Below are 22,359 nucleotides of genomic sequence, written 5' to 3' on the forward strand. Positions count from 1 at the left end.
GGCCTGGACTGGGAAGGCATGTATATGTCGGTGGTGCCCGAAGGCACCTACACGCGCAGCGCGCCCGCAGCCGCATCCGCCGCCACGCCGGCCGCCGTGGCCGAAGGCGTGGCCGTGGCGGTCGCCGCGGCATCCGGCGCACCATCCGCCGCGCCGCGCGCGCGGGCCGAGGGCGAGAAGCGCGAAGACCGGCCGCAGGCAGCCCCCGTCAAGGAAGAGAGCATCCGGGTCGACGCCGTCAAGCTCGACGCGCTGCTGGAAGTGGCGGGCGAATCGGTGCAGGCCGCCAACCAGGCCGCCGTGCTGCTGGAACGCCTGCTGCAATTCAAGTTCGAAGGCCAGGCCGCCACGCTGATGGCCACGCTGGCCGAAACGCTGGAGCGCGCCTCGCGCTACTCGACCGAGCTGCAGCGCGCCACGCTGGCGACCCGCATGCAGCCGGTGGGCCGCTTGTTCCAGAAGTTCCCGCGCCTGGTGCGCGAACTGGCCAAGGACCTCGGCAAGGACGTGGAACTGACCATCGAGGGCGCGGAGACGGAAGTGGACCGCGTGGTGGTGGACAGCCTGTACGATCCGCTGGTGCACATGTTGCGCAACGCGCTCGACCACGGCGTCGAGTCGCCCGAGGAACGGGTGGCGGCCGGCAAGTCCACCAAGTCCTACATTTCGCTCAAGGCATGGCAGGAAGCCAACAGCGTGATGATCGTGCTGCAGGATGACGGCAAGGGCATGGACCCGATCAAGCTGCGTCAGAAGGCATTGCAGAAGGGCCTGATCAGCGAATCGGCCCAGCTGACGGCCGACGATTGCTTCCAGCTGGTGTTCCTGCCCGGTTTCTCGACCAAGGAAGTGGCCTCCAGCGTGTCCGGCCGCGGCGTCGGCATGGACGTGGTGAAGACGGCCGTGGAGAAGAACCGCGGCGCCATCCACATCGAATCGGCGCTCGGCTTCGGCACCAAGTTCGCGATCCGCCTGCCGATCGAATTGTCGATCGTGCCGACCATGCTGGTGTCCACCTCGGGCGCGGCGCTGGCGCTGCCGATGGCGGTGGTGCAGCGCGTGGTCGAGCTGCCGGAAGTGTTCATGGAAGTGGGCGGCGCGCCCGTGCTCAAGGACCAGGGCCGGCCATTGCCGGTGCGTTCGCTGGCCGGCGCGCTGGGCTACGAGAATTGCCGCGAGAAGGTGGGCATTGTTGTTGCAGCGCCACAACCGTACATCCTGGCCGTGGAAGCGGTCGATGGCACGGCCGACCTGGTGATCAAGCCGATGACGGCCATCGCCGTGGAAGGCATTACGGGCACGGCCCGCTCCGCCGAGGGCGAGCTGGTGCTGGTGGTGGGCCTATCGTTCCTGATGGACGGGTGCCGCAGCAGTGTCCGAATGGCAGCCTAGCGTTACGCTGGCGACCGACACGAAGCCTGCGAACCCCGCAGGCTTTTTTTTCGCCGTCGCGGCCGTGCTGGCCGGGGCGGCAAAATGATACAAAATAGCAAAGGAGTCATACAAAGTGTATCAAGATGCGCAACCGCATCAGCTCACGAGGCTGAGACCGGCGACGCTTTTGCAATGCACAAATATGGCATAATCAAAGTGGATCACTCACACAGGCGGTAGCAGCACTGCATAAATCATGATGAAGACGCTTTACGACAAACTCTGGGAATCGCACGTGGTCAAGGCCGAGGAAGACGGCACCACGGTCCTGTACATCGACCGGCACCTGGTGCACGAAGTCACCAGCCCGCAAGCATTCGACGGCCTGCGCGCCGCCGGCCGCAAGCCATGGCGCATCTCGGCCAACCTGGCCGTGGCCGACCACAACGTCCCCACCACCGACCGCGCCCACGGCATCGCCGACCCGGTCTCGCGCCTGCAGGTGGAAACGCTGGACAGCAACGCCAAGTCCTACGGCCTGACCTATTTCAATATGAACGACAAGCGCCAGGGCATCGTGCACGTGATCGGCCCTGAGCAGGGCGCGACCCTGCCGGGCATGACGGTCGTGTGCGGCGACTCGCACACCTCGACCCACGGCGCCTTCGGCGCGCTGGCGCACGGCATTGGCACCTCGGAAGTGGAGCACGTGCTGGCCACCCAGACCCTGCTGCAGAAGAAGTCGAAGGCCATGCTGGTGCAGGTGGACGGCGCGCTGCCGGCCGGCGTGACGGCCAAGGACATCGTGCTGGCCGTGATCGGCAAGATCGGCACGGCCGGTGGCACCGGCTATTGCATCGAATTTGGCGGCTCCACCATCCGTGCGCTGTCGATGGAAGGCCGCATGACGGTGTGCAACATGGCGATCGAAGCGGGCGCGCGCGCCGGCATCATCGCGGTGGACGACACCACCATCAACTACGTCAAGGGCCGTCCGTTCTCGCCCGTCGGCCCGCACTGGGACCGCGCCGTCGAGTACTGGCGCACGCTGCATTCGGACGCCGGCGCCAAGTTCGACCTGGTGGTCACGCTCAACGCGGCCGAGATCAAGCCGCAAGTGACCTGGGGCACCTCGCCCGAGATGGTGATCGCGATCGACGGCCGCGTGCCCGATCCCGACCACGAGAAGGACAGCGTCAAGCGCGACGCGATGGAGAAGGCGCTGGTCTACATGGACCTCAAGCCCAACACGGCCATCGAAGACATCCGCATCGACAAGGTGTTTATCGGTTCCTGCACCAACTCGCGCATCGAGGACTTGCGCGCCGCCGCCGAGGTGGTGCGCGGCAAGCAGCGCGCCTCCAACGTCAAGCTGGCGCTGGTGGTGCCCGGTTCCGGCCTGGTCAAGGAACAGGCCGAGCGCGAAGGGCTGGACCGCATCTTCCGCGACGCCGGTTTCGAATGGCGCGAGCCGGGCTGCTCGATGTGCCTGGCCATGAACGCCGACCGGCTGGAGCCGGGCGAGCGCTGCGCCTCGACCTCGAACCGCAACTTCGAAGGCCGTCAGGGCCAGGGCGGACGCACCCACCTGGTGTCGCCGGCCATGGCGGCGGCGGCCGGTATCGCCGGCCACTTCGTCGACGTGCGCGCGCTGCGTTAAGCGGCGGCCAGCTAACCAGGGTCGGGCCCCATCGCCAAGGCGGGGAGCCCGATCCTTCGTCACTTATATTCGCTAAAAATACCAGTCTTAAACGAGAGTCCATCATGAAAAAACTGTTCGCCCTGTCCCTGATCGCCCTGTCGCTGACCGCCTGCAACACCATCCAGGGCATGGGCAAGGATGTCGAGAAGCTGGGCCAGGCGGTCGAAGGCGCTGGTAAAAAATAACCGCGGCGCGGCGGGCCCGGGCGGCCCGCCGCCGCACCAACTGATTGAGTACCATGGATAAATTCACCATCTACGAAGGCCTGGTGGCCCCGCTTGACCGCGCCAACGTCGACACCGACGCCATCATCCCGAAGCAATTCCTGAAGTCCATCCACCGCACCGGCTTCGGCCCCAACCTGTTCGACGAATGGCGCTACCTGGACCACGGCGAACCGGGCCAGGACAACAGCCGCCGTCCGCTGAACCCGGACTTCGTGCTCAACGAGCCGCGCTACCAGGGCGCCTCCATCCTGCTGACCCGCAAGAACTTCGGCTGCGGCTCCTCGCGCGAGCACGCGCCATGGGCGCTGGACCAGTATGGCTTCCGCGCCATCATCGCGCCCTCGTTCGCCGACATCTTCTTCAACAACTGCTACAAGAGCGGCTTGCTGCCCATCGTTTTACCCGAAGCACAGATCGATCATCTGTTCAATGAAGTCAAGGCCTTCCCCGGTTACCGTCTGGTGGTCGACCTTGAGCAGCAGCGTATTTCCACCAGCAATGGCAGCGTCTCCTACCCCTTCGAGATCGACGCCTTCCGCAAATACTGCCTGATGAACGGGCTCGACGATATCGGCCTGACCCTGCGCCACGCCGACGCCATCCGCGGCTTCGAAGAGCGCCATCTGGCAAGCCAGCCCTGGTTGGCCAACGTCATCTAACGATCGAAATCACATGAAAATTGCTATCCTCCCGGGCGACGGTATCGGCCCGGAAATCGTCGACCAGGCCGTCAAGGTCCTGAACGCGCTGGACGAAAAATTCGAGCTCGAAACGGCGCCCGTCGGCGGCGCCGGCTACGCGGCCCATGGCCACCCGCTGCCCGAAGGCACGCTGGCGCTGGCCAAGGCGGCCGACGCCATCCTGTTCGGCGCCGTGGGCGACTTCAAGTACGACACGCTGGAGCGCGCGCTGCGCCCCGAGCAAGCCATCCTGGGCCTGCGCAAGCACCTGGGCCTGTTCGCCAACCTGCGTCCGGCCATCCTGTACCCTGAACTGGCCGGCGCCTCCACGCTCAAGCCGGAAGTGGTGTCGGGCCTGGACATCCTGATCATCCGCGAACTGACGGGCGACATCTACTTCGGCCAGCCGCGCGGCGTGCGCGAGTGCCCGGACGGCGCCTTCAAGGGCCAGCGCGAAGGTTTCGACACCATGCGCTACGCCGAAGGCGAGATCCGCCGCATCGCCCACGTGGCGTTCCAGGCCGCGCAAAAGCGCGACAAGCGCCTGACCAGCGTGGACAAGGCCAACGTGCTGGAGACGTTCCAGTTCTGGCGCGACATCGTCACCGACGTGCACAAGGAATACCCGGACGTGGCGCTGGACCACATGTACGTCGACAACGCCGCCATGCAGTTGGTGCGCGCGCCCAAGCGCTTCGACGTGCTGGTGACCGGCAATATGTTCGGCGACATCCTGTCGGACCAGGCTTCCATGCTGACCGGCTCGATCGGCATGCTGCCTTCGGCTTCGCTGGACGCCAACAACAAGGGCCTGTACGAGCCGTCGCACGGTTCGGCGCCCGACATCGCCGGCAAGGGCGTGGCCAATCCGCTGGCCACCATCCTGTCGGCTGCCATGATGCTGCGCTACTCGCTGGGACGTCCTGAACAGGCCGACCGCATCGAGAACGCCGTCAAGGCCGTGCTCAAGCAGGGCCTGCGCACGCCCGACATCTACGAGGAAGGCACCACCAAGGTGGGCACTTCGCAGATGGGCGACGCGGTGCTCAAGGCGCTGGCGCAATAAGACGGAACGGTTTAAACGATTTACACGATATTGAAGGAATGATGATGAAACTAGTAGGCTTGGTAGGTTGGCGCGGCATGGTCGGTTCGGTCCTGATGCAGCGCATGCGGGAAGAGGGCGATTTCGCCCACATCGAACCGGTGTTTTTCACCACCTCGAATCCGGGCGGCGCTGCGCCGGCCATGGCGAAAAACGAAACCACGCTGAAAAGCGCGACCGACATCGCTGAGCTGAGCAAGTGCGAAATCATCATTTCCTGCCAGGGCGGCGACTACACCAGCGAGGTGTTCCCGAAACTGCGCGCAGCCGGCTGGAACGGCTACTGGATCGACGCCGCGTCGACCCTGCGCATGGAGAAGGATGCCGTGATCGTGCTGGACCCGGTCAATATGCACGTGATCAAGGACGCGCTGGGCAAGGGCGTGAAGAACTTCATCGGCGGTAACTGCACCGTGTCGTGCATGCTGATCGGCCTGGGCGGCCTGTTCCAGCACAACCTGGTGGAGTGGATGACCTCCATGACCTACCAGGCCGCGTCGGGCGGCGGCGCCCAGCACATGCGCGAACTGCTGACCCAGTTCGGCACCATCAACAGCGCCGTCAAGCCGCTGCTGGACGATCCCGCTTCCGCCATCCTGGAAATCGACCGCCAGGTGCTGGCCACCCAGCACGGCCTGACCGCCGAGGAAACCAAGCAGTTCGGCGTGCCGCTGGCCGGCAACCTGATCCCGTGGATCGACAAGGACCTGGGCAACGGCCAGTCGAAGGAAGAGTGGAAGGGCGGCGCCGAGACCAACAAGATCCTGGGCCTGGGCGCGGACTTCGGTTCCAAGGCGATCCCGGTCGACGGCCTGTGCGTGCGCATCGGCGCCATGCGTTGCCACTCGCAGGCACTGACCATCAAGCTGACCAAGGATGTGCCGCTGGACGAGCTGACCGACATCATCGCCTCGTCCAACCAATGGGCCAAGGTGGTGCCGAACACGCGCGAAGCGTCGATGAAGGACCTGTCGCCGGCCGCCGTGACCGGTGGCCTGACCATCCCCGTCGGCCGTCTGCGCAAGATGAGCATGGGTAACGACTACCTGTCCGCCTTCACGGTGGGCGACCAGCTGCTGTGGGGCGCGGCCGAACCGTTGCGCCGCATGCTGCGCATCGTGCTTGATGCATAACGACTGTTGATCGGCAACTATCGCGGCGGGCGCCAGCTCCGCCGCGAACCGACAGCGGCCCCGGTGTCAACCGGCGCCGCTGTTTTTTTATCGGGCGCTTCCCACCGCGGTTTTTTAGGCATACATTAGGCGCCTAGGTGACATATCGGGGCGCACGGCACGCGCAAAGCTTGCACGGGCCAGCCCGTGGTGATATGTTGATACTTCCGGGAAAGTAACATTTTTCCCTCTGACAACTCTATCGCCGCCCACTATGCATTTAACCACTCGCCCCCGCATCGTTTCGTTCGCGTTGAAAACACTGACCAGCGCCGTCGCCTGTGCCGTGCTTTTATCCCCCGCAGCAAACGCCGCCGGGCTCGGCAAGCTGACCGTATTGTCTTCGCTGGGTCAGCCATTGCGGGCGGAGATAGAACTGACGGCCGTCTCGGCCGACGAAGCCAGCGCGCTGGTGGCCAAGCTGGCCCCGGCCGACGCCTTCCGCGCCGCCAACATCGATTTCAATCCCACCCTGCTGTCGCTGCGCTTTGAAGTGCAGCAACGCGATGGCCGCCAGCTGATCCGCATCACGTCCGGCCAGCCGGTCAATGAACCGTTCGTCGACATGCTACTGGAACTGGACTGGAACGGCGGGCGCATGGTGCGCGAATACACCTTCCTGCTCGATCCGGCCGAACTGCGCGCCACCCAGCCGGCCCAGGTGGCCGCGCCGGCCCGGCCCGCGATGACGGCGCTGGCGGCCCAGCCTGCCGCGCCGGCGCCTTCGGCCGCCAGCCAGCCGGCCCCGGTCCCGCGTGCGCCCGCGCCGGAAGGGGAGAAGAGCCGCCAGGCGGCCAGCCAGTACCACGTCAAGGCCGGCGACAACCTGACCCGCATCGCCGGCCAGCTGAAGCCGGTCGACGTGTCGCTGGACCAGATGCTGGTGGCCCTGTACCGCGCCAACCCGGAAGCGTTCGCGGGCAAGAACATGAACCGCCTGAAGGCGGGCCGCATCCTGGCCGTGCCGGACGCCGACAGCGTGCGCGCCACGGCCACGGAAGGCGAGGCGCGCGGCGTGGTGGTGGCCCATGCGGCCGACTTCAACGCCTATCGCAGCAAGCTGGCCGGCCAGGTGGCCACCAGCGCCCCGGCCAAAGAGCCGGAAGCGACCCAGAGCGTGGCCGGCAAGATCACGGCCAAGGTCGAGGAGCGCGCCACCCCCGTCAATGAGGCGCAGGATAAGCTGAAGCTGTCCAAGGCCAACCCCGCCTCGGCCCCGGCCGGCGGCAAGACGGCCATGGCCGTGGAAGACAAGATCGCCAAGGAAAAGCAGGTGGCCGACGCGGCCAGCCGGGTCAAGGAGCTGGAGAAGAACGTCAGCGACCTGGAAAACCTGATGGCCGTGAAGAACAAGGCGCTGGCGGACCAGAAGAAGGCGTCCGCCCCGGCCAGCGCGGCCGCTTCGGCGCCCGTGATCGATTTGAATGCGTCGGCCAAGGCCTCGGCGCCTGGCTCGGCGTCCGCTTCCGCCGCCGCGTCGGCCAGCATGGCCGCCAGCGCGCCGCACAAGCCACGTCGCACGGTGGCGGTGCCGCCGCGCATCGCCGAACCGAGCATCACCGACATCGTGATGGACAACATCACCTACATCGGCGCCGGCCTGGCCGCCTTGCTGGGCGGCGTGGGCTTGCTGGTGGCGCGCCGCCGGCGCCAGGAGCTGGCGGGGGCCGAAGTGCGCACGGAAACGAGCGTGTTGGGCGATTCGCCCACCACGGGCCAGCAACTGATCGCCGAAACGGGCGGCCAGAGCGTGGACACCAACAACAGTGTGTTCAACTCCAACTTCGCGCCGTCGGCCAGCCAGCTCGACACGAATGAAGTCGACCCCGTGGCCGAGGCCGACGTGTACATCGCCTACGGCCGCGATGCCCAGGCCGAGGAAATCCTCAAGGAAGCCTTGCGCATGCATCCGGAGCGCCACGCCGTGCGCCTGAAGCTGCTGGAAATCTACGCCACCCGCAAGGATGTGCGCGCGTTTGAAACCCAGGCCTCGGAACTGTATTCGCAAACGGGCGGCGACGGCGACGACTGGGCCCAGGCCGTGGTGCTGGGCAAGGCCCTCGATCCGAACAATCCGCTGTATGCGTCCGGCAAGCAGCCGGCGGCCGCGCCGGCCCCGGCCGCAGCCGCGCTCAACGATTTCGACCCGTCCATGTTCGCGCCGCCGCCGGCCGAGCCTGCCCATGACCTGGCCAGCAGCTTCGCCGCACCGGCCGCCGCCGGCGGCCTGGACCTGGACCTGAGCCAGGACGCCGCCCCGGCTGTGGCCCCGGCTGCCATGGACTTTGGCACCGACCACGCGCTGGAAACGGCCGTGCCCTCCGACGCGCCCACGCCGGCATCGATGGCCGCCGCCGCGCCGGCCGACCAGTTCCTCGATTTCGACCTCGGCGGCCTGAGTTTCGATGCGCCCGCCGCGCCAGCACCGGCAGCGCCGGCCGAGGCTGCCCCACCCAAGGCCGAGGATGCCGCGTTCGACCTGAGTTTCGACGCCGCGCCGCCACCGGCCCCGGCCGCCGCGCCTGCCGCCGCCCCGGCCGAGGACTTCAGCATGGACTTCGGCCTCGACTTGCCAGCCACGGCCGCGCCTGCACCGGCGGCCGCGCCCGCACCGGCCCCGCTGCCCGTGGTGGACAGCGACCCGCTGGCCGACCTGAACCTGATGGACTTCGATATTCCGGCCGTGCCCGCGCCGGCGCCCGCGGCCGAACTGAGCGCCAGCGATTTCGCGCTGCCCGAGATTCCCGCCGCGGCCCCGGCACCTGTCGCGGCCCCGGCCGAGGTGGCCGCGCCCGAGTTCGACCTGTCGAGCATCGACCTGGACTTGAACAACGCGGCCGTGGAAACCAAGCCAGCCCGCGCCGAGCCGCAGTCGGCCGTCCACATGGAGATGGAAACCAAGCTGGACCTGGCCATCGCCTACCAGGAGATCGGCGACAAGGAAGGCGCGCGCGAACTGCTGGACGAAGTGATCCGTGGCGGCAGCGACGAGCAGGTGGCCAAGGCTACCTCGATGCGCGCGCTGCTGGGCTGATCCCGTCCGCGACGATGGCCGGGGTCGCTGTCCCGGCCATTCCCACGTCGTTTCCCGTTTATAATGCGCTGACCTGAATTTTTGAGCGGACAGCAATTGAAACGGATAGCAATCGGCGTCCAATACGACGGCAGTGCCTGGCACGGCTACCAGAAGCAGCCCAGCGGCCACACGGTGCAGGACCAGCTGGAGCGGGCCCTGGAGCAGTTCGCCACCGTGCCGCTGGCCACCACCTGCGCCGGCCGCACCGATACCGGCGTGCACGCCTTGGAACAGGTGGTGCACTTCGATACCGACCTGGCGCGCGAACCGCACGCCTGGGTGCGCGGCGTGAACGCCTTCCTGCCGCCGTCGATCGGCGTGCGCTGGGTCAAGGAGATCGAGGCCTTCCCCGAAGGCGAGGAATTCCACGCCCGCTTCAGTGCCCGCGCGCGTACCTACCACTATGTGCTGCACAACGCCCCCGTGCGCGCGCCGCTGCTGGCCGGCCGCGCCGGCTTTTGCTGGCGGCCGCTGGACGTGGTCCTGATGCGGGCCGCCGTGCCGGCCCTGCTGGGCTGGCACGATTTCACGGCGTTCCGCGCGGCCCAGTGCCAGGCCAAGTCGCCCGTCAAGCTGATGCATGACATCGCCATCGAACGTCGTGGCGAGCTGGTGATCTTCACCGTCAAGGCCAGCGCCTTCCTGCACCACATGGTGCGCAACCTGGTCGGTTCGCTGGTCTACGTGGGCACAGGCCGCAAGCCGCCCGAATGGCTGGGGCAGGTGCTGGAATCGCGCGACCGCCACCAGGCCGCGCCCACATTCATGCCTGACGGCCTGTACCTGGCCGAAATCGACTACGACCCCAAATGGCAGCTGCCGCTGGAAACGAGCAGCCCGCTGTCCTGGTTTTGAAGGAGTGCCCATGCACCGTACCCGCATCAAGATCTGCGGCCTGACCCGGGAAGAGGACGTGCAAGCCGCCGTGGCGGCCGGCGCCGACGCGCTCGGTTTCGTGTTCTATCCCAAGAGCCCGCGCTATGTGACGCCGGCGCGCGCGGCCGAGCTGATCGCCACCGTGCCGCCGTTCGTCACCTGCACCGGCCTGTTCGTCAACGCCAGCCCGGCCGAGGTGGCCGCCACCACGGCCGTGGCGCCGCTGGCGCTGATCCAGCTGCATGGCGACGAGACCGTGGCCGAGAGCGCCGCCATCGCCGCGGCGTGCGGGCGACAGTTCCTGCGCGTGTTCCGCGTCAAACCTGACACACGGCCGGACGATTTGCTAGAATACGAGCAGCATTGCCGCGCCGCCAGCCCACTGTTTTCCAGCCTGTTGCTCGATACGTTTGTGGAAGCCTACGGCGGCGCAGGAAAGGTATTTGATTGGTCTCTCATCCCAAAAGAGCTCGCGCCTCGGGTCGTTTTAAGTGGTGGCTTGAGCGTACCCAGCGCGACTGACGCCGTGGTGCGTGTACGCCCCTACGCCGTCGACATCAGCAGTGGTGTCGAAGCGGCCAAGGGGATCAAGGACGCCCGCAAGATCGCCGACTTCGTCGCGGCGGTGCGGGCCGCCGATGCCATCATTGAAAGAGACAGCCAACATGAAAGCCTTGCCTGACAGCGGCCTCGCCGCCCCCCTGTTCCACACCACCGATTACCAGCTGCCCGACGCGCGCGGCCATTTCGGCCCCTACGGCGGCTCGTTCGTGGCCGAAACGCTGACCTACGCGTTGGCCGAGCTGAACGAAGCCTATGCGCGCTACAGCAAGGACCCGGCCTTCCTGGAAGAATTCCGCTACGAACTCAAGCATTTCGTCGGCCGTCCGTCGCCGATCTACCACGCCAAGCGCTGGTCCGAGCAGGCCGGCGGCGCGCAGATCTACTTCAAGCGCGAAGACCTGAACCACACGGGCGCCCACAAGATCAACAACGTGATCGGCCAGGCCTTGCTGGCCAAGCGCATGGGCAAGCCGCGCATCATCGCGGAGACGGGCGCCGGCCAGCACGGCGTGGCCACGGCCACCATCTGCGCCCGCTTCGGCCTCGAATGCGTGGTCTACATGGGCAGCGAGGACGTCAAGCGCCAGGCCCAGAACGTCTACCGCATGAAGCTGCTGGGCGCCAAGGTGGTGCCGGTCGAATCCGGCTCCAAGACGCTCAAGGATGCGCTCAACGAAGCCATGCGCGACTGGGTCACCAACATCGAGAACACCTTCTACATCATCGGCACCGTGGCCGGCCCGCATCCGTATCCGATGCTGGTGCGCGACTTCCAGTCCGTGATCGGTGAGGAATGCCGGGTGCAGATGCCGGAAATGACGGGCCGCCAGCCCGACTACGTGGTGGCCTGCATCGGCGGCGGTTCGAACGCGATGGGCATCTTCTATCCCTATATCGATGAGAAGAACGTCAAGCTGGTGGGCGTGGAAGCGGCGGGCGAGGGGCTGGACAGCGGCAAGCATGCCGCCTCGCTGACGGGCGGCATCCCCGGCGTGTTGCACGGCAACCGCACCTATCTGCTGCAGGACGAGAACGGCCAGATCATCGAGACCCATTCCGTGTCGGCCGGCCTCGACTATCCGGGCGTGGGCCCCGAGCACGCCTACCTGAAGGACAGCGGCCGCGCCGAGTACGTGTCGATCACGGACGAGGAAGCGCTGGCGGCATTCCACGATTGCTGCCATATCGAAGGCATCATCCCGGCGCTGGAATCGTCGCACGCGCTGGCCTACGCGGCCAAGCTGGCGGCCACCCTGCCCAAGGATCAGATCGTGCTGGCCAACCTGTCGGGCCGCGGCGACAAGGACATGCATACGGTGGCGGAACGGATGGGGCTCAACTTCGGCTGATGTCAGCCGGATTGCCCGAGACTCCTGTCCGATCACCTGTTAAAGAAAGAATAAAACCATGTCCCGTATCGCTCCAACTTTCGCGGCCCTGAAAGCCGATAAAAAGACCGCCCTCGTCACCTTCATCACGGCCGGCGACCCGGCGCCGGAACTGACCGTGCCCCTGATGCACGCGCTGGTGGCCGGCGGCGCCGACATCCTGGAACTCGGCGTGCCGTTCTCCGACCCCATGGCCGAAGGCCCCGTCATCCAGCGCGCCTGCGAGCGGGCGCTGGCGTTCGGGGTCGGCATCCATGACGTGTTCGGCTATGTGCGCGAATTCCGCAAGACCAACCAGAGCACGCCCGTGGTGCTGATGGGCTACGCCAACCCGATCGAACGCATCGGCGCGGACGCCTTCATCGCCGCGTCGAAAGAGGCGGGCGCCGATGGCGCCATCGTGGTCGATTACCCGCCCGAGGAGTGCGAGGAGTTCGCGGCCGCCATGCGCGCCAACGACCTGGACCTGATCTTCCTGCTGGCGCCCACCTCGACCGAGGCGCGCATCGCCCAGGTGGCCAAGGTCGGCGGCGGCTTCAGCTACTACGTCTCGCTCAAGGGCGTGACGGGCGCCGGCCACATCGACACGGCCGAGGTGGCCGAGCGGCTGACGGCCATCCGCCAGCACGTCAAGCTGCCGATCGGCGTGGGCTTCGGCATCCGCGACGGCGCCACGGCGCGCGCCGTGGCCGAGGTGGCCGACGCGGTCGTGATCGGCAGCCGCATCATCCAGGAAATCGAAAACAACGCCCAGGATGCCGTGGTGCCGGCCGTGCAAGCGTTCGTCTCGCGCATCCGCACCGCGCTCGACGCCTGATCGGGTACCGCCCCGGCCGTCCACCTTGACATAGAGTTAAGCCGTGACTATGTTAAAGGGGGGCGGTTGGGCGTAGTTCGCAGTGGAAGTCGTCAACTGCGCAATAAAATCCGCGAATTGTTGTCATTTTTCTGATTTCGACCGCAATGTTGTCAATTCGGAATGTTCGACAGGCAGACCAGAAACGGCTACACTTCCGCCACCTGTTAGCAGCAAGGAGAAATGATGAGTTGGTTGGAAAAACTTCTGCCCCCGCGTATCCAGCGTTCCGACGCCGCGGCGCGCAAGACCATGCCGGAAGGCCTGTGGGTCAAGTGCCCGTCGTGCGAGGCGGTGTTGTACCGCACCGACCTGGAATCGAACCTGCACGTGTGCCCCAAGTGCGACCACCACATGCGCATCCGCGCCCGCGAGCGCCTCGACGGCCTGCTCGACGCCGGCGGCCGCTATGAAATCGGCCAGGACACGCTGCCTGTCGACAGCCTGAAATTCAAAGACAGCAAGAAATACCCGGACCGCCTGAAACAGGCCATGGAAGCGACCGGCGAGACCGACGCGCTGGTCGTCATGGGCGGCGCCATCATGAGCCTGCCCGTCGTGGTGGCCTGCTTCGAGTTCGAATTCATGGGCGGCTCCATGGGTTCCGTGGTCGGCGAGCGCTTCGTGCGCGGCGCCCAGATCGCGCTGGAACAGAAAGTGCCGTTCGTCTGCATCACCGCCACCGGCGGCGCCCGCATGCAGGAAGGCTTGCTGTCGCTGATGCAGATGGCCAAGACCACCGCCATGCTGACCAAGCTGTCGGAAAAGAAATTGCCTTTCATCAGCGTGCTGACCGATCCCACCATGGGCGGCGTGTCGGCCTCATTCGCCTTCATGGGCGACGTGGTGATCGCTGAACCGAAGGCGCTGATCGGCTTCGCCGGCCCGCGCGTGATCGAGAACACGGTGCGCGAGAAACTGCCGGAAGGCTTCCAGCGCGCCGAATTCCTGGTGCAGAAAGGCGCCGTGGACATGATCGTCGACCGCCGCAAGATGCGCGAGGAAATCGCCCGCCTGCTGGCCTTGTTGCAAAACCAGGCCGTCGAGGTCCTGGCTTAACACGTAGTTGCCTTACCCGCCGGCGCGCAGCAGGACGACCGTCCGCTGCGCGCCGCTCTCATTCAGAAGTCCATTTCCATGTCTACGCTTCCTACCACTTTGCCCGCCTGGCTCGCGCTGCTGGAGTCGCGCCACGCCGAAACCGTCATCAACATGGGCCTGGAGCGTGTGCGCGCCGTCAAGGACCGCATGGCGCTGGCGTTCACTTGCCCCGTCATCATGGTGGCCGGCACCAACGGCAAGGGTTCCACCTGCGCCATGCTGGAGTCGATGCTGCTGCGGGCCGGCTACAACGTGGGGCTGTACATCAAGCCGCATTTCCTGGACTTCAATGAGCGGGCCCGCGTCAACGGCGAGCTGGCCAGCGATGCGCAACTGGTGGCCAGCTTCAATGCCGTCGAGGCCGCCCGTGGCGACACGCCGCTGACCTATTTCGAATTCACCACGCTGGCCATCTGCCACCTGCTGGCCCACGCCGGCATGGATGTGGTGATCCTGGAAGTGGGGCTGGGCGGCCGGCTGGACGCCGTCAACGTGATCGATGCCGACGTGGCCATCGTCACCAGCGTCGATATCGACCACACCGATTACCTGGGCGACACGCGCGAGGCGATCGGTTTCGAGAAAGCCGGCATTTTCCGCGCGGGCAAGACGGCCATTTGCAGTGACCCCGTGCCGCCGCAGTCGCTGATCGATCACGCCAACGCCATCGGCGCCGACCTGTGGCTGATGGGGCGCGATTTCAATTACGCGGGCGACAAGCAGCAGTGGAACTACGGCGGCCGTTCGCAGCGCCGCAACGCGCTCGCTTACCCCAGCCTGCGCGGCGCCAACCAGTTGCTGAACGCGTCGGCCGCGCTGGCCGCGCTGGAAGCGCTGCGCCTCGAACTGCCCGTGGGCGCGCAGGAAGTGCGCACCGGGCTGGTGACGGTGGAACTGCCGGGCCGCTTCCAGGTGTTGCCGGGCCGTCCCAGCGTGATCCTGGACGTGGCGCACAATCCGCACGCGGCCGCCGCGCTGAACCAGAACCTGGGCAACATGGGCTTCCACCCGTACACCTATGCCGTGTTTGGTTCCATGCACGACAAGGACATCGACGGCGTGATCGCGGCCATGTCCGAGCATGTGGACCACTGGTGCCTGACCGGCCTGCCGTCGCCGCGCGCGGCCACGGCGGCCGAACTGGCGGCAAAAGTGCAGATCGTGCAGCCAGAGCGTCCGGAACGGACGATAAATTGTTTCGACGATCCGGCACAGGCGTACGCAAATGCCATGAGCCGTTGCGGCGAGAATGATAGAATTGTGGTCTTTGGATCTTTCCTCACGGTCGCCGGCGTCATGGCGGCACGAAAATCCAGCTCCCATTGACCTCACTGAACGCAATCGACTGAAATCACGCATGGGCTTGTTCTCGAAACTCAGTAAAAACAAGCAAGAGTCTTCCGGCGAAGACAGTGGCCAGTTTTCCCGCGCGGAAGACCAGGCCGCCACCGAACGGGCCCGCTCCAAGCGCGCCTCGTCCGCCGGCGGCAAGGGCCGTTCGCGCGCCGACGCCGAGGCGGCCGATCCGGTGCTGCCGGAGAAGAAGCGCGCGCGCCGCCGCCTGGTGGGCGCGATCGCCCTGGCGCTGGCCGTGGCGGTCGGCTTGCCCATGGTGCTCGATTCCGAGCCCAAACCTTTGTCGTCCGACATCGACATCAAGATTCCGTCCAAGGACAAGAGCGGCGACTTGCCGGCCGCAGCGGCCACGGTAGCGGCCAGCGCCGCTTTGGACAATACTGAAGAAATCGTGACGGAGCCTGCCAAGGCCGCGCCCGCCAAGGCGGCGCCCGCCGTGGCGGCCGTCGAGCCCAAGCCGGTGGCCGAGGCCAAGCCCGCCGCCGAGCCCAAACCGGCAGCCGCAGCCGCGCCCGCCAAGGTCAAGGAAACCCCGCCCGTGGCCGAGTTGCCCAAGGCGGAACTGAAGCCGGCCAAAACGGAGGTGAAGACGGAGGCCAAGGCCGAAGCCAAGCCCGAACACAAGGCGGAGAGCAAGGCCGAAGCCAAGCTGGAAGCGAAGGCCGAAGCGAAACCGGAACACAAGGCCGAAGCCAAGCCCGCCAAGGAAGAAGCCAAGTCCACCGACGACGCGGCGCGCGCCATGGCGATTTTGGAGGGCAAGCCAGCCAAGCCGGCCGAGGCCGCTGGCCAGAAATATGTGCTGCAGGTGGCCGCGCTGGCCGCCCAGGACAAGGTCGATGAATTGCAGGAAAAGCTGCGCGGCGCCGGCATCAAGTCGTTCACGCAGAAGGTGCCGACCCAGTCGGGCGAGCGCACCCGCGTGCGCGTGGGGCCGTTCTCCAGCAAGGAGGAGGCCGAGAAAGTGCGCGCCAAGCTGGCCAAGATGGGTCTGAACGGCAGCCTGGTTCCGGTGTGACGCGACGGATAGTGCGGACGTGACCTTATTCGATTACCTGGTGATCTTCGTGTTGATCACTTCCATCATCATCAGCACCATGCGCGGCCTGGTCAGGGAAATGTTTTCGCTGGCCAGCTGGATCATCGCCTTCATCGCGGCCAATGCTTACAGCGCCACGGTGGCGCGCTGGCTGCCCGAGGTGGTGCCGGGCCAGGTGGTGCGGCTGATGCTGGCGTTTATCGCGCTGTTCATCGGCGTGCGGATTTTGATGGGCCTGCTCACCATGGCGCTCGATGCGCTGGTGCAGGCCGGCGGCCTGAGCCTGGTCGACCGCGGCCTGGGCGGCCTGTTCGGCCTGGGGCGGGGACTGGTGATCGTGTTGACGGTGGTGATCCTGTGCGGCATGACGTCGATCCCGCGCCAGCCGTTCTGGCGCGACGCGCTGCTCAGTCCGCTCGCGGAGACCGGGGCCCGCACCGTCAAGCCTTTCCTGCCTGCTGCGCTGGCGCAGCATGTGAATTTTTGAATTCTTTAAATCAGTAGTACCAGTCTAGGAGCACACCATGTGTGGCATCGTCGGCGTCGTTTCCCATCAACCTGTCAATCAACTGCTGTATGACGCGCTGCTGCTGTTGCAGCACCGCGGCCAGGACGCGGCAGGTATCGCAACCAACCACAGCAGCATGTTCGCCATGCACAAGGCGAACGGCCTGGTGCGCGACGTGTTCCGCACCCGCAACATGCGTACGCTGCAAGGCAATTCCGGTATCGGCCACTGCCGCTACCCGACGGCCGGTTCGTCGAGCGAGGAAGAGGCGCAGCCGTTCTACGTGAACGCGCCCTACGGCATCACGTTGGCCCACAACGGCAACCTGACCAACTGGGAACAGCTGAAGCAGGAGATGTTCAAGAACGACCGCCGCCACATCAACACCGATTCCGACTCGGAAGTGCTGCTGAACGTGCTGGCGCACGAAATCCAGCAAGCCACCACCGGCCTGGTGCTGGACCCGGACGCCATCTTCAAGGCCGTGGCCGTGCTGCACCGCCGGGTGCGCGGCGGCTACGCGGCCGTGGCCCAGATCGCCGACATCGGCCTGCTGGCGTTCCGCGACCCGTTCGGCATCCGTCCGCTGTGCCTGGGCATCAATGAGACCGAGCAGGGCGTGGAATACATGGTCGCCTCCGAGTCCGTGGCGCTGGAAGGCATGGGCTTCCGCTTCGTGCGCGACATCGCGCCGGGCGAGGCCGTGTTCATCGACGCCGACAAGCAGTTGCACGCGCGCCAGTGCGCCGACAACCCGAGCCTGAATCCTTGCGTGTTCGAGTTCGTCTACCTGGCCCGTCCCGATTCCGTGATCGACGGCGCCTCGGTGTACGCCACCCGCCTCAAGATGGGCGAATACCTGGCCGAGAAGATCCGCCGCCAGTTCAAGGAAGGCGAGATCGACGTCGTCATGCCGATCCCCGATTCGTCGCGTCCGGCCGCCATCCAGCTGGCGCTGGCGCTGAACATCGAATACCGCGAAGGCTTCATCAAGAACCGCTACATCGGCCGCACCTTCATCATGCCTGGCCAGGCGGCGCGCAAGAAGTCGGTGCGCCAGAAACTGAACGCCATCGCTTCCGAGTTCAAGGACAAGGTGGTGCTGCTGGTGGACGACTCCATCGTGCGCGGCACCACCAGCCGCGAGATCGTGCAGATGGCCCGTGAAGCCGGCGCCACCAAGGTGATCTTCGCTTCGGCCGCGCCACCGGTGATCTTCCCCAACGTGTACGGCATCGACATGCCCACGCGCGACGAGCTGATCGCCTACGGCCGCTCGAACGAGGAAGTGTGCCGCGAGATCACGGCCGACGCACTGGTGTACCAGGACATCGACGCGCTCAAGCGCGCCATTTCCGACGTCAATCCGGAGCTGAAGAACTTCGAGGCTTCGTGCTTCGACGGCGTGTACGTGACGGGCGACATTTCCAAGGATTACCTGGACAAGCTGGAATACGCGCGCCACAACCCCAAGGCCGCGCCGGTCGAGGATGCGGCCCGCTCCCAGTTGAACCTGAACCTGGCCGCCACGGAAGGCTAAGTTCCTACCCGGCGCCGGCCCCAGGCCGCGCCGGGTTTTTTGTATTCGGACCCGACATGAACGACAAGAAAAACTACGGCTTCACCACCACCATCCTGCACAACGACCGCCAGAAGGGCATCGAGCACGGTTCGCTGCACAAGCCCATCCACACTTCGGTCGCGTTCGGCTATGGCGATGCGCGCCAGCTGGCCTCGGTGTTCCAGGGCAAGGAACCGGGCTTCCGCTACGGCCGCCAGGGCAATCCCACCATCTCGGCGCTGGAAGACAAGGTCACCAAGATGGAGCAGGGCGTGGGCTCGATCTGCTTCGCCACCGGCATGGGCGCGATCGGCGCCGTGTTCCAGGCGCTGCTGCGGGCGGGCGACCACATGGTGTCGTCGTCCTTCTTGTTCGGCAACACCAACAGCCTGTGGCAGACGGCCGCAGGGCAGGGCGTGGACGTGTCCTTCGTGGACGCCACCGACGTGGCCAATGTGGAAGCGGCGCTGACGCCGGCCACCCGCCTGGTGTTCGTGGAAACCATCGCCAACCCGCGCACCCAGGTGGCGGACTTGAAGCGCATCGGCGAACTGTGCAAGGCGCGCGGCATCCTGTACGTGGTCGACAACACGATGACCACGCCTTACCTGTTCCGTCCCAAGGACGTGGGCGCGGGCCTGGTGGTGAATGCGCTGACCAAGTCCATCGGCGGCCACGGCAACGCGCTGGGCGGCAGCCTGACGGACACCGGCGTCTACGACTGGAACCAGTACCCGCACATTTACGAGAACTACAAGAAGGCCGCGCCCGCGCAATGGGGCCTGGCGCAGATCCGCGCCAAGGGCTTGCGCGACTTCGGCGCCTCGCTGGCGCCGGAAGCGGCGCACCACATCGCCGTCGGCGCGGAAACGCTGGCGCTGCGCATGGAGCGCACCAGCTCGAACGCGCTGGCCCTGGCGCGCATGCTGGAGGCCGATGAACGGGTGGCGGCGGTCTACTACCCGGGCCTGGCGTCGCACCCGCAGCATGGGATTTCGGGCGAATTGTTCCGCTCGTATGGTTCGCTGCTGAGCTTTGAGTTGAAGGATGGGATCGACTGCTTCGACTTCCTGAACCGGCTCAAGCTGGCCATCCCGGCCAGCAACCTCGGCGATACGCGCACGCTGATCATTCCGGTGGCGCACACCATCTTCTACGAGATGGGCCCGGCGCGCCGCGCGTCGATGGGCATCGCCGAATCGCTGATCCGGGTCTCGGTCGGCATCGAGGACGAGGCCGACCTGCTGGACGACTTCCGCACCGCGCTGGCCGGCTGCTAAGCGACAAAAAAATGGGGACCGCGGTCCCCATTTTTGTTGGTGCCCGGTTAATGCCAGGTGCGCATCAGGCCCACGGCCAGGCCTTCGAGCGCGAACTCGTCCGCCTCGGGATCGACCTTGATGATCTTGAAGTCGGGATTCTCCGGCAGCAGTTCGATGGTGGCGCCGGTCTTGCGGTAGCGCTTGACCGTGACGTCGTTGCCGATGCGGGCCACGACGATCTGGCCGTTCTTGGCACTGTCCACCTTCTTCACGGCCAGCAGGTCGCCATCCATGATGCCGGCGTCGCGCATCGATTCGCCGCGCACCTTGAGCAGGAAGTCGGGCTTGGCCGAGAACAGGGCCGGGTCCACGCTGTAGCTTGTTTCCAGGTTTTCCTGCGCCAGGATGGGCGAGCCGGCCGCCACGCGGCCGATCAGCGGCAGCGACATCATCACGGTGGCGGCCACTTTATGCGCCGCCGCTTCCGCATGTTCGCCCAGCAGACGGATGCCGCGCGAGGTGCCGGCTGCGATTTCGATGGCGCCCTTGCGCGCCAGCGCCTGCAGGTGTTCCTCGGCCGCGTTGGCCGATTTGAAGCCCAGCTCGCTCGCGATTTCCGCGCGGGTGGGAGGGAAGCCGGTGTTTTCGATGGCATCCTTGATCAGGTTGAGAATTTGTTCTTGCCGTGCGGTGAGCTTAATCATGAGGGCGCCAGGGGCTGTGGATATAGACAGTCTGTATTTTTGTACAGTGCGCCTGTGATTGCAAGAGCAATTCCTTGCTTTGGGCGAAATAATGTGAAAAAAACTGGTGCATGGTTGCTGCACCGGCCCCATCGCGCCCGCGCCTGGGCTAAAAACGATGCCGGTGTTGAACTTTTGGGCGAAAGCTGCTATAGTCGCCGGCTTACCTCTTCCCACACCTGTCTTGACGCCAGGGTGGGCTATTTCACAGTCCTTAAGGGAGTTTGCATGCGTCACTATGAAATTGTCTTTATCGTCCACCCGGACCAGAGCGAGCAAGTGCCCGCCATGATCGAACGCTACAAAGCCAGCGTAACCAGCCGCGGCGGTTCGGTCCACCGTGTTGAAGATTGGGGCCGCCGTCAAATGGCTTACTCGATCCAGAAACTGGCCAAAGCACACTACATCTGCATGAACATCGAATGCGACAACGAGACCCTGGTCGAGCTGGAAACCGCATTCAAATTCAATGATGCCGTGCTGCGTCACCTGACCGTCAAGATGAAGAAAGCGGAAACCGCTCCTTCGCCAATGATGAAGTCGGTACAACGTGAAGATGCAGCGAAATCCCATCGCGCTGAAGCTCCAGCGGCCGCCGCCGCTCCTGCAGCCTAAATTGCGCAGGAATCCGAGCTGAACGAACTCCGGTTCACTGCCCTCATCGCCGAACGGGACGCCATCAGGTTCACCCCGGCCGGCATGCCGATCGTCAATGCTGTACTCCAGCACCGGTCGCAGCAGGTGGAGGCGGGCATCGCCAGGTTGAGCGAGTTTGAAGTGTCCGCCGTTGCCGCGGGCGAGATTTCAACCCGCTTCAGCCAGACCCCGCTGGGGGGCGTGTATCAGTTCACGGGATTTCTGAACAAGAAAAGCCGCAATAGCAAAAGCCTGGTATTTCACATCATTGATTTTCGTGCTGTCGCAGACAGCGCACCTATTTAGATACAGGAGCCTAAAATGGCATTCGGTAAAAAGTTCGACAAAAACAAGCTCAAGCTGAAAGAAAAGCGCAAGCAACAAAACCCACTGTTCAAGCGTAAGAAGTTCTGCCGCTTCACGGCCGCTCACGTGGAACAAGTGGACTACAAAGACGTAGACACGCTCAAGGACTTCGTCCAGGAAAACGGCAAGATCATGCCAGCACGTCTGACCGGTACCAAGGCGCACTACCAGCGTCAAGTTGACACCGCCATCAAGCGCGCTCGCTACCTCGCGCTGCTGCCATACACCGATCTGCACAACGCTTAATCGCGTCGTCTAGATAAGATCCTGGAGAGAACTATGCAAATCATTCTGTTGGAAAAAGTCGTTAACCTGGGCAACCTGGGTGAAGTCGTGAAGGTCAAAGACGGTTACGCACGTAACTTCCTGATCCCGCAAAAAATGGCCCGTCGCGCTACCGCGTCGGCCGTGGCGGAATTCGAAGTCAAGCGCGCTGAACTGGAAAAAGCTGCTGCCGCCAAGCTGGCCGCTGCCCAAGCCCAAGGCGAGAAGCTGAATGGCATGACCGTGACCGTGTCGCAAAAAGCGGGCGTGGACGGCCGTCTGTTCGGTTCCGTGACCAACTTCGACATCGCTGAAGCCCTGACCAAAGCTGGTTTCGCTGTTGAAAAAGCTGCCGTGCGCATGCCTACCGGTCCTCTGAAGGCCGTCGGCGAGCACCCAGTGACCGTTGCTCTGCACACCGACGTGGTGGTGGAAGTGACCGTTGCTGTCGTGGGCGAAGCTGCCTAAGTCACACCGCACTGGCGCGGGCGGTCACGCCCGCC

At 65.2% G+C, this 22,359-nt stretch carries 22 protein-coding genes; 21 read left to right on the top strand and 1 reads right to left on the bottom strand.

Annotated elements, in window-relative coordinates; translation table 11 throughout:
* The 17 genes from H3H37_RS22770 to H3H37_RS22850 all read left to right on the top strand — a co-directional run.
* The coding region (locus H3H37_RS22770; RefSeq protein WP_182166814.1) for a chemotaxis protein CheA at positions 1-1,392 on the top strand (1,392 nt) is incomplete at its 5' end.
* A gap of 238 nt (positions 1,393-1,630) precedes the next feature.
* Positions 1,631-3,034: a 3-isopropylmalate dehydratase large subunit gene (gene leuC / locus H3H37_RS22775; RefSeq protein WP_182166816.1), complete on the top strand. Its 1,404-nt coding sequence runs from the start codon at positions 1,631-1,633 to the stop codon at positions 3,032-3,034.
* A gap of 104 nt (positions 3,035-3,138) precedes the next feature.
* Positions 3,139-3,261 (top strand): entericidin A/B family lipoprotein, encoded by a 123-nt coding sequence (locus H3H37_RS22780; RefSeq protein WP_182166818.1) that lies wholly within the window; start codon positions 3,139-3,141, stop codon positions 3,259-3,261.
* A gap of 53 nt (positions 3,262-3,314) precedes the next feature.
* Positions 3,315-3,962, top strand: coding sequence for a 3-isopropylmalate dehydratase small subunit (leuD, locus tag H3H37_RS22785; RefSeq protein WP_182166820.1), 648 nt, complete (start codon positions 3,315-3,317; stop codon positions 3,960-3,962).
* Between the two features lie 13 nt (positions 3,963-3,975).
* A complete protein-coding gene (gene leuB / locus H3H37_RS22790) occupies positions 3,976-5,049 on the top strand; it encodes a 3-isopropylmalate dehydrogenase (protein WP_182166822.1) in 1,074 nt (357 codons plus the stop codon).
* Positions 5,050-5,093: 44 nt separating this feature from the next.
* Positions 5,094-6,221, top strand: coding sequence for an aspartate-semialdehyde dehydrogenase (gene asd / locus H3H37_RS22795; RefSeq protein WP_182166824.1), 1,128 nt, complete (start codon positions 5,094-5,096; stop codon positions 6,219-6,221).
* Between the two features lie 253 nt (positions 6,222-6,474).
* On the top strand, positions 6,475-9,294 hold the full coding sequence (locus tag H3H37_RS22800) for a motility hub landmark protein FimV (protein WP_182166826.1): 2,820 nt from the start codon (positions 6,475-6,477) through the stop codon (positions 9,292-9,294).
* A gap of 96 nt (positions 9,295-9,390) precedes the next feature.
* The gene (gene truA / locus H3H37_RS22805) at positions 9,391-10,191 is read left to right on the top strand and encodes a tRNA pseudouridine(38-40) synthase TruA (RefSeq protein ID WP_182166828.1); all 801 of its coding nucleotides are present in this window, start codon (positions 9,391-9,393) and stop codon (positions 10,189-10,191) included.
* Between the two features lie 10 nt (positions 10,192-10,201).
* On the top strand, positions 10,202-10,894 hold the full coding sequence (locus H3H37_RS22810; protein ID WP_182166830.1) for a phosphoribosylanthranilate isomerase: 693 nt from the start codon (positions 10,202-10,204) through the stop codon (positions 10,892-10,894).
* Positions 10,878-12,125, top strand: coding sequence for a tryptophan synthase subunit beta (gene trpB, locus H3H37_RS22815; RefSeq protein ID WP_182166832.1), 1,248 nt, complete (start codon positions 10,878-10,880; stop codon positions 12,123-12,125). Before H3H37_RS22810 ends, trpB begins: the two co-directional genes overlap by 17 nt.
* Positions 12,126-12,183: 58 nt before the next feature.
* The gene (gene trpA, locus H3H37_RS22820) at positions 12,184-12,981 is read left to right on the top strand and encodes a tryptophan synthase subunit alpha (protein ID WP_182166834.1); all 798 of its coding nucleotides are present in this window, start codon (positions 12,184-12,186) and stop codon (positions 12,979-12,981) included.
* 225 nt (positions 12,982-13,206) lie between these two features.
* On the top strand, positions 13,207-14,079 hold the full coding sequence (accD, locus tag H3H37_RS22825) for an acetyl-CoA carboxylase, carboxyltransferase subunit beta (RefSeq protein WP_182166931.1): 873 nt from the start codon (positions 13,207-13,209) through the stop codon (positions 14,077-14,079).
* Between the two features lie 78 nt (positions 14,080-14,157).
* Positions 14,158-15,447: a bifunctional tetrahydrofolate synthase/dihydrofolate synthase gene (gene folC / locus H3H37_RS22830; protein ID WP_182166836.1), complete on the top strand. Its 1,290-nt coding sequence runs from the start codon at positions 14,158-14,160 to the stop codon at positions 15,445-15,447.
* A gap of 31 nt (positions 15,448-15,478) precedes the next feature.
* Complete coding sequence (locus H3H37_RS22835) at positions 15,479-16,495, top strand: SPOR domain-containing protein (RefSeq protein WP_182166838.1); 1,017 nt, start codon at positions 15,479-15,481, stop codon at positions 16,493-16,495.
* 19 nt (positions 16,496-16,514) lie between these two features.
* Complete coding sequence (locus H3H37_RS22840; protein WP_182166840.1) at positions 16,515-17,003, top strand: CvpA family protein; 489 nt, start codon at positions 16,515-16,517, stop codon at positions 17,001-17,003.
* Positions 17,004-17,040: 37 nt separating this feature from the next.
* The gene (gene purF / locus H3H37_RS22845) at positions 17,041-18,564 is read left to right on the top strand and encodes an amidophosphoribosyltransferase (RefSeq protein ID WP_182166842.1); all 1,524 of its coding nucleotides are present in this window, start codon (positions 17,041-17,043) and stop codon (positions 18,562-18,564) included.
* 56 nt (positions 18,565-18,620) lie between these two features.
* Positions 18,621-19,865 carry a cystathionine gamma-synthase family protein gene (locus H3H37_RS22850; protein ID WP_182166844.1) on the top strand — a complete coding sequence of 415 codons (1,245 nt, stop codon included), beginning with the start codon at positions 18,621-18,623 and terminating at the stop codon, positions 19,863-19,865.
* A gap of 47 nt (positions 19,866-19,912) precedes the next feature.
* Here the strand turns inward: H3H37_RS22850 and lexA are convergent, their stop codons facing one another.
* Positions 19,913-20,551 (bottom strand): transcriptional repressor LexA, encoded by a 639-nt coding sequence (gene lexA, locus H3H37_RS22855; protein ID WP_182166846.1) that lies wholly within the window; start codon positions 20,549-20,551, stop codon positions 19,913-19,915.
* A 267-nt stretch (positions 20,552-20,818) separates the two neighbouring features.
* On the opposite strand from lexA, the gene rpsF reads away from it, so the two are divergent.
* From rpsF to rplI, 4 genes are read left to right on the top strand one after another with little or no spacing between them, the layout of a single operon-like run.
* Complete coding sequence (gene rpsF, locus H3H37_RS22860) at positions 20,819-21,205, top strand: 30S ribosomal protein S6 (RefSeq protein WP_182166848.1); 387 nt, start codon at positions 20,819-20,821, stop codon at positions 21,203-21,205.
* Between the two features lie 18 nt (positions 21,206-21,223).
* Complete coding sequence (gene priB, locus H3H37_RS22865) at positions 21,224-21,532, top strand: primosomal replication protein N (protein ID WP_182166933.1); 309 nt, start codon at positions 21,224-21,226, stop codon at positions 21,530-21,532.
* A gap of 15 nt (positions 21,533-21,547) precedes the next feature.
* Positions 21,548-21,838, top strand: a complete 291-nt coding sequence (rpsR, locus tag H3H37_RS22870) for a 30S ribosomal protein S18 (protein ID WP_182152052.1) — start codon at positions 21,548-21,550, stop codon at positions 21,836-21,838.
* A 33-nt stretch (positions 21,839-21,871) separates the two neighbouring features.
* Entirely contained in the window at positions 21,872-22,324 is a 453-nt protein-coding gene (gene rplI, locus H3H37_RS22875; RefSeq protein WP_182166850.1) for a 50S ribosomal protein L9, read from the top strand.
* The last annotated feature ends 35 nt before the right edge of the window (positions 22,325-22,359 follow it).

The organism is Rugamonas brunnea (assembly GCF_014042345.1).
GTDB classification, from domain to species: Bacteria; Pseudomonadota; Gammaproteobacteria; order Burkholderiales; family Burkholderiaceae_D; genus Rugamonas; species Rugamonas brunnea.